This is a genomic window from Pseudomonas sp. NPDC089530 (assembly GCF_050280705.1).
In the GTDB taxonomy this organism is placed as follows: Bacteria; Pseudomonadota; Gammaproteobacteria; order Pseudomonadales; family Pseudomonadaceae; genus Aquipseudomonas.
Genome location: NZ_JBNNVU010000139.1, coordinates 1 through 9,311 on the forward strand (window position 1 = coordinate 1; position 9,311 = coordinate 9,311).

At 59.4% G+C, this 9,311-nt stretch carries 11 protein-coding genes and 1 pseudogene; 7 read left to right on the plus strand and 5 right to left on the minus strand.

Features of this window, described 5'->3' with window-relative positions:
• Positions 1-19: 19 nt before the first annotated feature.
• From rpsI to ACQKQA_RS28540, 6 genes are all read left to right on the plus strand, one after another.
• Positions 20-409, plus strand: coding sequence for a 30S ribosomal protein S9 (rpsI, locus tag ACQKQA_RS28515; RefSeq protein WP_427564562.1), 390 nt, complete (start codon positions 20-22; stop codon positions 407-409).
• 255 nt (positions 410-664) lie between these two features.
• Positions 665-1,258 (plus strand): ubiquinol-cytochrome c reductase iron-sulfur subunit, encoded by a 594-nt coding sequence (petA, locus tag ACQKQA_RS28520; protein ID WP_427564556.1) that lies wholly within the window; start codon positions 665-667, stop codon positions 1,256-1,258.
• The gene (locus tag ACQKQA_RS28525; RefSeq protein WP_007928456.1) at positions 1,258-2,469 is read left to right on the plus strand and encodes a cytochrome b; all 1,212 of its coding nucleotides are present in this window, start codon (positions 1,258-1,260) and stop codon (positions 2,467-2,469) included. The genes petA and ACQKQA_RS28525 overlap by 1 nt, the downstream gene beginning before the upstream one ends.
• Complete coding sequence (locus tag ACQKQA_RS28530) at positions 2,469-3,251, plus strand: cytochrome c1 (protein ID WP_427564557.1); 783 nt, start codon at positions 2,469-2,471, stop codon at positions 3,249-3,251. The genes ACQKQA_RS28525 and ACQKQA_RS28530 overlap by 1 nt, the downstream gene beginning before the upstream one ends.
• Positions 3,252-3,402: 151 nt before the next feature.
• Positions 3,403-4,020 (plus strand): glutathione S-transferase N-terminal domain-containing protein, encoded by a 618-nt coding sequence (locus tag ACQKQA_RS28535; protein ID WP_427564558.1) that lies wholly within the window; start codon positions 3,403-3,405, stop codon positions 4,018-4,020.
• A gap of 16 nt (positions 4,021-4,036) precedes the next feature.
• Positions 4,037-4,453 carry a ClpXP protease specificity-enhancing factor gene (locus tag ACQKQA_RS28540; protein ID WP_025806196.1) on the plus strand — a complete coding sequence of 139 codons (417 nt, stop codon included), beginning with the start codon at positions 4,037-4,039 and terminating at the stop codon, positions 4,451-4,453.
• 55 nt (positions 4,454-4,508) lie between these two features.
• On the opposite strand, the gene ACQKQA_RS28545 is transcribed toward ACQKQA_RS28540, so the two are convergent.
• The 4 genes from ACQKQA_RS28545 to ACQKQA_RS28560 all read right to left on the minus strand — a co-directional run bounded on the left by ACQKQA_RS28545 (position 4,509) and on the right by ACQKQA_RS28560 (position 7,967).
• Positions 4,509-5,087, minus strand: coding sequence for a BON domain-containing protein (locus ACQKQA_RS28545; RefSeq protein ID WP_427564559.1), 579 nt, complete (start codon positions 5,085-5,087; stop codon positions 4,509-4,511).
• On the minus strand, positions 5,084-5,677 hold the full coding sequence (locus ACQKQA_RS28550; RefSeq protein WP_007928463.1) for a phosphoheptose isomerase: 594 nt from the start codon (positions 5,675-5,677) through the stop codon (positions 5,084-5,086). The genes ACQKQA_RS28545 and ACQKQA_RS28550 overlap by 4 nt, the downstream gene beginning before the upstream one ends.
• A 107-nt stretch (positions 5,678-5,784) precedes the next feature.
• Complete coding sequence (locus ACQKQA_RS28555; protein WP_427564560.1) at positions 5,785-6,156, minus strand: YraN family protein; 372 nt, start codon at positions 6,154-6,156, stop codon at positions 5,785-5,787.
• Positions 6,156-7,967, minus strand: a complete 1,812-nt coding sequence (locus ACQKQA_RS28560; RefSeq protein ID WP_427564561.1) for a penicillin-binding protein activator — start codon at positions 7,965-7,967, stop codon at positions 6,156-6,158. Before ACQKQA_RS28560 ends, ACQKQA_RS28555 begins: the two co-directional genes overlap by 1 nt.
• A 238-nt stretch (positions 7,968-8,205) precedes the next feature.
• Here ACQKQA_RS28560 and rsmI point away from each other — a divergent pair, with 238 nt between their 5' ends.
• The gene (gene rsmI, locus ACQKQA_RS28565; RefSeq protein ID WP_427564563.1) at positions 8,206-9,060 is read left to right on the plus strand and encodes a 16S rRNA (cytidine(1402)-2'-O)-methyltransferase; all 855 of its coding nucleotides are present in this window, start codon (positions 8,206-8,208) and stop codon (positions 9,058-9,060) included.
• A gap of 174 nt (positions 9,061-9,234) precedes the next feature.
• Here rsmI and ACQKQA_RS28570 read toward each other — a convergent pair.
• Positions 9,235-9,311 (minus strand): annotated as a pseudogene (locus tag ACQKQA_RS28570) (hypothetical protein); the annotation flags it as partial.

Genomic DNA, 9,311 nt, shown 5'->3' on the forward strand with positions numbered 1-9,311 from the left:
AGCGCCACGCTCACCAGTTGTGCCAGCCTGGCCGCCCAGGCCTGGGCATTCGAACACTGCAACCGCACGCGTTTTCCTGCGTCCGGGCACTGGCAACATCTCCATCAACAACCGTTCCCTGGATAGCTTCTTCGGTCGCGAAACTGCCCGCATGGTAGTTCGTCAGCCGCTGGAACTGACCGAGACCGTTGAGAAGTTCGACGTCTACGTCACTGTTATCGGTGGTGGTGTGAGTGGCCAAGCTGGCGCAATCCGCCACGGTATCACCCGCGCTCTGATGGACTACGACGAAACTCTGCGCAGCGCTCTGCGTAAAGCTGGTTACGTAACCCGCGACGCTCGTGAAGTTGAACGTAAGAAAGTTGGTCTGCGTAAAGCGCGTAAGCGTCCGCAGTACTCGAAGCGTTAATTCGCTTTCGCGTTCAAGAAAACGCCCAGACTCCTTCGGAGCTGGGCGTTTTTTTATGGGCGATATTTTGCTGTGTGACAACTTGCCACATCCGTAGAGCCCCTATACTACTGGGCTTGGAGCCGGACCAAGTTGGTAATTACCTTGTCAGAGTAGGGGCTTTTCATTACCATTCGGCAAAATTTTTATAAGTTCAGATTTTTACTTAGTAGATGCCTGATTTAACAGGCCACAAAGCTGATGGGAGAGGACTGAATGAGCAATGACGGCGTGAATGCAGGCCGGCGTCGCTTCCTTGTAGCAGCTACGTCCGTGGTGGGTGCTGCAGGAGCGGTGGGGGCTGCGGTCCCGTTCGTGGGGTCATGGTTTCCCAGTGCCAAGGCGAAAGCCGCAGGTGCACCGGTGAAAGTGAATATCAGCAAGATCGACCCAGGTCAGCAGATGATTGCTGAATGGCGTGGTCAACCGGTATTCATCGTCCGCCGTACGCAGGAGATCCTGGGGAATCTCAAGAAAATCGAGGGTCAACTGTCTGACCCTGGCTCCAAGAACTCGGTTCAACCGACCTACGTCGATCCGGAAGTGCGTTCGATCAAGCCAGAGATTCTGTTGCTGATCGGTATCTGTACCCACCTGGGTTGTTCTCCGACTTTCCGCCCTGAAGTGGCGCCTGCGGATCTGGGCAAGGATTGGGTGGGTGGCTATTTCTGCCCTTGCCACGGTTCCCACTACGATCTGGCTGGCCGCGTCTACAAAGCGCAACCCGCGCCTTTGAACCTGCCAGTACCCCCGCATTCCTATGAGTCGGATGACCTTATCGTCATCGGTGTCGATACGGAGAAAGCGTGATGAGCAAGTTCATGGATTGGGTTGATGCGCGCTTCCCCGCGACCAAGATGTGGGAAGACCATCTCAGCAAGTATTACGCTCCGAAGAACTTCAACTTCTTCTACTTCTTTGGTTCCCTGGCGCTGTTGGTTCTGGTCAACCAGATCGTCACCGGCGTCTGGCTGACCATGAGCTACACCCCGTCGGCGGAAGAGGCTTTCGCTTCCGTCGAATACATCATGCGCGACGTCGAGTACGGCTCGATCCTGCGCTTGCTGCACTCCACCGGCGCCTCGGCGTTCTTCATCGTGGTCTATCTGCACATGTTCCGTGGCCTGCTCTACGGTTCGTACCAGAAGCCGCGTGAGCTGGTGTGGCTGTTCGGCATGCTGATCTACCTGGCGCTGATGGCCGAAGCGTTCATGGGCTACCTGCTGCCTTGGGGGCAAATGTCCTACTGGGGCGCCCAGGTGATCATCTCGCTGTTTGGTGCGATCCCGGTCATCGGCAACGACCTGACCCAGTGGATCCGTGGTGACTACCTGATTTCCGGTATTACCCTGAACCGCTTCTTCGCCTTGCACGTAGTGGCCCTGCCGATCGTGATTCTCGGTCTGGTAGTACTGCACATCCTGGCGCTGCACGAAGTCGGTTCGAACAACCCGGATGGCGTGGATATCAAGAAGCACAAGGACGAGAACGGCGTACCGCTGGATGGCATCGCCTTCCACCCGTACTACACCGTGAAAGATATCGTCGGCGTGGTGGTGTTCCTGTTCATCTTCTGTTCGATCGTGTTCTTCTTCCCGGAAATGGGTGGTTATTTCCTCGAGAAGCCTAACTTCGAACAAGCCAACCCGTTCAAGACGCCTGAGCATATTGCACCGGTTTGGTACTTCACCCCGTTCTACGCGATTCTGCGTGCGGTTCCGGACAAGCTGCTGGGTGTCATTGCGATGGGCGCGGCGATCGCTGTGCTGTTCGTACTGCCCTGGCTCGATCGCAGTCCGGTCAAATCCATGCGCTACAAGGGCTGGCTGAGCAAGATCTGGCTGGTGGTGTTCTGCATCTCCTTCGTGATCCTGGGGATCCTGGGCGTTCTGGCGCCGACTCCAGGTCGTACGTTGCTGTCGCAGGTATGTACCTTCCTGTACTTCGCCTACTTCATTCTGATGCCGTTCTACACCAGGCTCGAGAAGACCAAACCGGTTCCGGAAAGGGTGACTGGCTGATGAAAAAGCTATTTGCTGTACTGATTCTTGCTGCTATGCCTGTACTGTCCTTCGCGGCCGAACACGGTGGTCCCGAGCTGGAAAAGGTCGACATCGACGTCTCCGACAAGGCTGCCATGCAGGATGGCGCGCGGACATTCGCCAACTACTGCATGGGCTGCCACAGCGCCAAGTTCCAGCGCTATGAGCGTGTCGCCGACGATCTGGGGATTCCCCACGATCTGATGATGAGCAAGCTGGTGTTCACCGGTGCGAAAATCGGTGATCACATGAGCATCGGCATGCAGCCGGCTGACGCCAAGACCTGGTTCGGCGCGGCTCCGCCCGACCTGACCCTGGTGGCTCGTGTGCGTGGCACCGACTGGCTCTATGGCTACCTGCGCTCCTTCTATGAAGACCCTGCGCGCCCTTGGGGTGTGAACAACAAGGTCTTCCCGAACGTAGGTATGCCTAACGTTCTGGTTGGCCTGCAGGGGCGTCAGGTTGTCGGCTGCAAACAGGTGCAGATCGTCGAAGACGGCAAGAAGCAATACGATCCGCTGACCGGCACCGCCTTGACTCATGAGGCCTGCGATCAACTGACCGTGCTGCCGAAAACCGGCACGCTCAACGAGGCGCAGTTCGATGAGAAGGTCAAGAATCTGGTGACCTTCCTGGCTTATTCGGCCAACCCGGTCAAGCTGGAGCATCAACGTATCGGCACCTATGTGTTACTGTATCTGGCCTTCTTCTTCGTGTTCGCCTATCTGCTCAAGCGCGAATACTGGAAAGACGTTCATTGATAAAGCCGTAATTCACTGCTGTTAATCGTGCGCGCCCAAGGGCGTCTCTGAAGGTGTAACGAGTCTGGTTCATCCAGGCGTTACGGGAGGCGCCCTCTGGGCGCGCTCGTTTTTCTGCTTCCGATAATTTCAACAAGCGAGGAGGATCGCCATGGGCGTGACCAATCGGTTGGCCTGTTACTCCGACCCCGCCGACCACTATTCCCACCGGGTACGCATCGTGCTCGCAGAGAAGGGTGTCAGCGCCGAGATCATCAATGTGGAGGCGGGGCGTCAGCCGCCGAAACTGATCGAAGTGAACCCTTACGGCAGTCTGCCCACCCTGGTCGATCGCGACCTGGCATTGTGGGAGTCGACCGTGGTGATGGAATATTTGGATGAGCGTTACCCGCACCCGCCACTGCTGCCGGTTTATCCCGTGGCGCGTGCCAACAGCCGCCTGCTGATCCATCGGATCCAGCGCGATTGGTGTGGGCTGGTGGATCAGATTCTGGATTCTCGGACCAAGGACGCCGCTCGTGCGCAGGCTCGTAAAGAGTTGCGAGAGAGCCTGACCGGGGTTTCGCCGCTGTTCGCGGAGAAGCCGTTTTTCCTCAGTGAGGAACAAAGTCTGGTGGATTGCTGCCTATTGCCAATACTCTGGAGATTACCGATTCTGGGTGTTGAATTGCCACGGCAAGCCAAGCCGTTGCTTGATTACATGGAGCGCCAGTTCGCCCGTGAGACGTTCCAGGCGAGTCTGTCTGGCGTCGAACGCGACATGCGCTAAGGCTTAAGGAGCCGCTATGAACTCCAGTCGACCTTATCTGGTCCGCGCGCTCTACGAGTGGATTGTGGACAACGACTGCACCCCGCACATGCTGGTCAATTCCGAGTACCCGGCGGTGCAGGTGCCCCAGGGGTTTGCCAGTGATGGGCAAATCGTCCTGAATATTTCGCCGAGTGCCGTGCGCCATCTGCACATGGATAACGAGGTGGTGACTTTCGAGGGGCGCTTTGGTGGTGTTCCCCATAGTCTGTACGTCCCTGTACCGGCGATCCTGGGTATCTATGCTCGGGAGAATGGCCAGGGCATGGTGTTCGATCTGGAGTCGCCCCTGGATGACGAGGACGACGAAATCGAGCCGGACGATGACATTCCACCACCGGACAACGAGCCGCCACGCCCAAGCGGCCGACCGAGTCTGAAGGTCGTGAAGTAATAAAAAAGGCGATCCGGTTGGATCGCCTTTTTTGTGCTCGTGCCTTGCGCTTACGTCAGTCGATGTATTCGAACAGCTTGACGATTTTCTGCACGCCGGAAACACCCTGTACCAGGTTGGTCGCCTGGGCGGCTTCCTGTTGGGTCAGCAGGCCCATCAGGTAGACGATGCCGTTCTCGGTCACGACTTTGATGCGCGAGCCTGGAATGCTGGCATCGGCCAGCATCTGGGTCTTGATCTTGGTGGTCAGCCAGGCATCGTTCTGCCGGGCCAGCAGGGAGGAGGGTTGCAGGACCTGCAGTTCGTTGTGGACCTTTTTCACCCGTTGCACGGCGCTGGCGGCCTGTTCGGCGAGGGTCTTGAGGTCGGCGCGCGGGGTTTGCCCGGCGAGCAGGACGATGCCGTTGAAGCTGGTTACCACGATGTGCGAATTGTGGTCCAGGTCCGGGCTGGCCTTGGCAACATTCACTTCGACTTTGGTCTGGATCAGCGAGTCATCGATCTTGCTGCCGAAGGTGCGGGTGCCGCGATCATCTTCGATCGGGCTTTCGCGGGTGGCGGTAATCACCGAGCTGCAACCGCTGATGCTCAAGGCTAGGGTCAGGGCCAGTAGGCCAAGGCGATTAGGGGTCATTCTTCACTCCCGAACAGTTGGCTGTCGATCAAGTCGCAGAGGCAGTGGATCGCCAGCAGGTGGACTTCCTGAATACGTGCGGTGACGTTGGCGGGTACGCGAATCTCCACATCCTCCGGCAGGAGCAGGGACGCCATGCCGCCGCCATCGCGACCGGTCAATGCTACGACAATCATTTCGCGATCATGTGCGGCCTGGATCGCTTGAATGATGTTCGCCGAGTTGCCGCTGGTGGAAATCGCCAGCAGGACATCGCCAGGCTGGCCCAGGGCGCGGATCTGTTTGGAAAAGACTTCGTTGTAGCTGTAGTCGTTGGCGATCGAGGTGATCGTCGAGCTGTCGGTAGTCAGCGCGATGGCTGGCAGGCTCGGGCGCTCACGCTCGAAACGGTTGAGCAGTTCGGAAGAAAAATGCTGGGCATCGCCGGCCGAGCCACCGTTACCGCAGGAAAGCATTTTCCCTTCGTTGAGCAGCGCGTTGACCATGACCTGGCTGGCTTGCTCGATGTGCGGTGCAAGAACGTCCATCGCCTGCTGCTTGGTGTCGATACTGGCCTGAAAAAGCTGGCGAATTCGGGATTGCATGTCCATCTGTGTGACCTTAAGTGGCGCGGCTTTCTGGCACGTGAATGTGCTGCCCGCAAAGCAAAGAGCAAAAGTATTGAGTGAAAATGTCCGGCTCGGCCCGAGAGCCTCGATCAGCTGTCAAAGGCATTCCGTAGCCAGTTCAAATGAGTTGTCGTGCCTGGGGCGCCGTCTATGGCGACCACATCGAAACGGCAAGGGTAGCTGGACCAGCGCGACTCGCGCTGCAGGAAAAGCTGTGCGGCGAGTATCAGTTTCTGACGCTTGCGTGCGTCGATACTGCCCAGTGCGCCACCCCATTGCGTGTGTTGTCTGTAGCGGACTTCGACGAATACTACTGTATCGCCGTCAAGCATGACCAGATCAAGCTCGCCGCGTTTGCACAACCAGTTCTGCGCCAGTAGGCGCAGACCCTGTTGTTCAAGATGCCGGAGCGCTTGGGCTTCGGCATCCTGACCGCTTTGCTGGCGTGATCTTTGTAGCATTAACGCGGGGTGTCAGGCAGGCGAGTGATCTGGCCACTGATGAACTCGGCCCATGGCAGCTGGCGTTGCACGCGCTGGCTCGGACTCATGCTCAGGCTACCCGACAGGCCTTCGATGCGGCTGCCCGGCAGGGCCTTGAGCTGCCCCAGGCTAGGCGCCAGGCGATAGGCGTCGGCCCCCATTGCGTACAGTCGGCCCAGGCTGCCGCCAGCTTGCGGCCATTTCGCGGCGACCTGCTTGCGCAGCGGGTCGTTGGCGTCCAGCAGCCAAGGCGTTTCGCAGAAACGTACGCCGTTCATGTCGTTGTACTGGTTCTGATCGCCACTGGCGCTGAAGACGTGGGAGGTGGCATAGACCGGCACATCGCCAGCGTACTGGAAGTTCAGGGTTGGCTTGATCTGCTGCGCCTGCTGTGGAGTGGAGGCCAGGAAAATGAATTCGATGTCCTGGCGACGCGAAGGTTGTGCGGCCACCTGGGTGCCGGCGGCGTTCTGCAGGCTCTTGGCGCGTGCTTCGCTCTGGCGCAGCTGGAACAGATCGGCGATCTGCTGGGCCAGGGCTACCGGCTGATCGACGCGTTCGATACCGACCACGCTGCCGCCATTGGCTTCCCAGTCCTGACGGAAGGCCTTGAGTACGCGATCGCCCCATTCGCCGCGTGGCACCAGGATGGCGGCGCGATGCAGGCCATCGGCGCGGGCGCGGCGGGAGACTTCGCGGGCTTCATCTTCGGCGGCCAGGCCGAACTGGAACAGTTGCGCAGGGCCTTGTTCGCCTTCGCTGTAGTTCAGCGCCAGGGTGGTGATCGGGAGTTGCGGACGTGCGGCGAGCTGCTTGACCAGCGGCTTTTCCAGCGGGCCTACGACCAGTTGCACGCCATCGGCCTGGGCCTTGCGATAGAAGTCATCCAGCGAGGTCAGGCGCGAGCTGTCGTAGAACTCGATGGCGGGTGGCTTCTGCCCGGCTTGCTGGGCTTGATAATGGGCGGCCATGAAGCCATCGCGCAGGGCCTTGGAGACTGCGGCCAGCGGGCCGTCCTGCGGCAACAGCAGGGCGATCTTCGACAGTGGCTGGCTGGCCATCTCCTTGAGCTTGGTCAGCGGCAGCGGCAGTTGAAGGGCGGCCGGATGTTTGGGGTTCTGTGCGCGCCAGTTGTCGATGGCAGCCTGCTGTTGCTCCAGGGTGCCGGCGGTTTTCACGGCCAGGGCCAGGCTCATCCAGCCGCCCAGGTCGTCATTGCCGACGGCTTGCAATTGGTCGGTTGGCAGGCTGGCAATCAGGGCCCAGATGGCTTCATGGTTCTTGCTGGCGGCCTCGCCCTTGAGCAGAGGGGCGATGAAGATGCGTTCCCGTGCCGCGGCAAGTGTCTGGCCGTCAGCTTCCAGTGCGCGAGCATGTACGGTGCCGGTACGGATCTGCTGGTCTTCCGGTAGTTCGCTCAGGCGTTGCAGGCTCGGGTGGCTCAGGGCAGTCAAGGCCGCTTTTGGTTGGTTGCGGCTCATGGCCAGTTCTGCTGCCAGGGTGCTGGCGAAGACCTGTTGGCCGGGCTTGAGTTGCTCCATTGGTACCTGTTGCAGGATCTGGGCGGCCTGGCCGGCCTTGCCCTGGCGATAGGCCAGGTCGGCGGCGCTCAAGCGCAGCAGAGCTGCCTTGTCGGGCGTCTTGCTGTTGGTAGCCTGTTCGAGCAACTGCTCGATGCTGGCATCCGGGGTCCGTGGAAGTTCGCCAAGGCTGGAGGAGGGCGAGCTGGCGCAAGCCGCCAGGAGGGCGGCGAGGCAGAGGGCGGAGAACAGCCGCAGGCAAGCGATCATGTAAGTGTTCCTGATACTCGATCAAATGAGCGTGGAATTGTACCCAAGCACTGGCCGGGGCGCGATGTTACTGGCGATAAACCGTCTATTTTAGGTCGTGCAAATGTTGCAGTGTTGTCGAAGTGGCCGGCTATATCGCAGGCGCAAGGTGCCTGCAACACGCATTCCGAAGGCTTCTACGCGCTACAATGTCGCTTTTACCGATCAAGAGGTGTGCGCTTTGACTGCTCCAGGTCCTTTGAATTCCGCTGCTGGCTCGCTTTATGTGGTGGCGACGCCCATCGGCAACCTGGACGACATCAGTGCCCGGGCCTTGAAGATTTTGCGTGAGGTGGCGCTGATCGCCGCCGAGGACACGCGCCACTCGCAGCGCTTGATGCAGCACTTCGGGATTTCCACGCCGCTGGCTGCCTGTCATGAGCATAACGAGCGCGATGAAGGCAGCCGCTTTCTGACGCGTCTATTGGCCGGGGATAACGTTGCGCTGATTTCCGATGCCGGTACTCCTCTGATTTCCGACCCGGGCTATCACTTGGTGCGTCAGGCGCGGGCGGCGGGTATCAATGTGGTGCCGGTGCCAGGGGCTTGCGCGTTGATCGCGGCCTTGTCGGCGGCGGGGTTGCCTTCCGATCGTTTTATCTTCGAAGGATTTCTGCCGGCCAAGGCAGTAGGGCGGCGTGGGCGTCTCGAGCTATTAAAGGAAGAGCCGCGGACGCTGATTTTTTATGAGGCGCCTCATCGCATTCTCGAATGCTTGCAGGACATGGAGCAGGTGTTCGGTGGCGGGCGCCAGGCATTGCTGGCCCGGGAGCTGACCAAGACCTTTGAGACCCTCAAGGGGTTGCCGCTGGAGGAGTTGCGGGCTTTCGTGGAGGCGGACAGCAATCAGCAGCGCGGCGAGTGTGTGGTGTTGGTGGCGGGCTGGTCGGCGCCGGAAAGCGACGAGGCCGTGAGCAGTGAAGCGATGCGGGTGCTCGATCTGCTGCTCAAGGAAATGCCGCTCAAGCGGGCCGCGGCATTGGCAGCAGAAATCACCGGCGTGCGCAAGAATGTTCTATACCAAGTGGCGCTGGATAAACAGAAAGGCGAATAAACGCAGTCGGCAAAGTGGCAAAAGGCTTTTAGCCCTTGTTCTTCCGCCGCTCTGCCGTTAACCTGCGCGGCGGAGAGTCGATTGGACAGTCGCTGCCCTCTATGAAAATTAGAGGGGGGAGGAAAGTCCGGGCTCCATAGGGCGGAGTGCCAGGTAATGCCTGGGGGGCGTGAGCATGAAGTACTGGCAGGCGTAGATCGGCTTGCGGTTGAGCACGCCGATGCGCCAGTCGTACTCGGTGTAGAAAAACT

What these genes read in the sequence shown, in the direction of transcription:
- ACQKQA_RS28560 (WP_427564561.1), bottom strand. Translation starts at nt 7,967, where the DNA reads ATGATCGCTTGCCTGCGGCTGTTCTCCGCCCTCTGCCTCGCCGCCCTC.
- ACQKQA_RS28525 (WP_007928456.1), top strand. Translation starts at nt 1,258, where the DNA reads ATGAGCAAGTTCATGGATTGGGTTGATGCGCGCTTCCCCGCGACCAAG.
- ACQKQA_RS28545 (WP_427564559.1), bottom strand. Translation starts at nt 5,087, where the DNA reads ATGACCCCTAATCGCCTTGGCCTACTGGCCCTGACCCTAGCCTTGAGC.
- ACQKQA_RS28555 (WP_427564560.1), bottom strand. Translation starts at nt 6,156, where the DNA reads ATGCTACAAAGATCACGCCAGCAAAGCGGTCAGGATGCCGAAGCCCAA.
- ACQKQA_RS28535 (WP_427564558.1), top strand. Translation starts at nt 3,403, where the DNA reads ATGGGCGTGACCAATCGGTTGGCCTGTTACTCCGACCCCGCCGACCAC.
- petA (WP_427564556.1), top strand. Translation starts at nt 665, where the DNA reads ATGAGCAATGACGGCGTGAATGCAGGCCGGCGTCGCTTCCTTGTAGCA.
- ACQKQA_RS28540 (WP_025806196.1), top strand. Translation starts at nt 4,037, where the DNA reads ATGAACTCCAGTCGACCTTATCTGGTCCGCGCGCTCTACGAGTGGATT.
- ACQKQA_RS28550 (WP_007928463.1), bottom strand. Translation starts at nt 5,677, where the DNA reads ATGGACATGCAATCCCGAATTCGCCAGCTTTTTCAGGCCAGTATCGAC.
- ACQKQA_RS28530 (WP_427564557.1), top strand. Translation starts at nt 2,469, where the DNA reads ATGAAAAAGCTATTTGCTGTACTGATTCTTGCTGCTATGCCTGTACTG.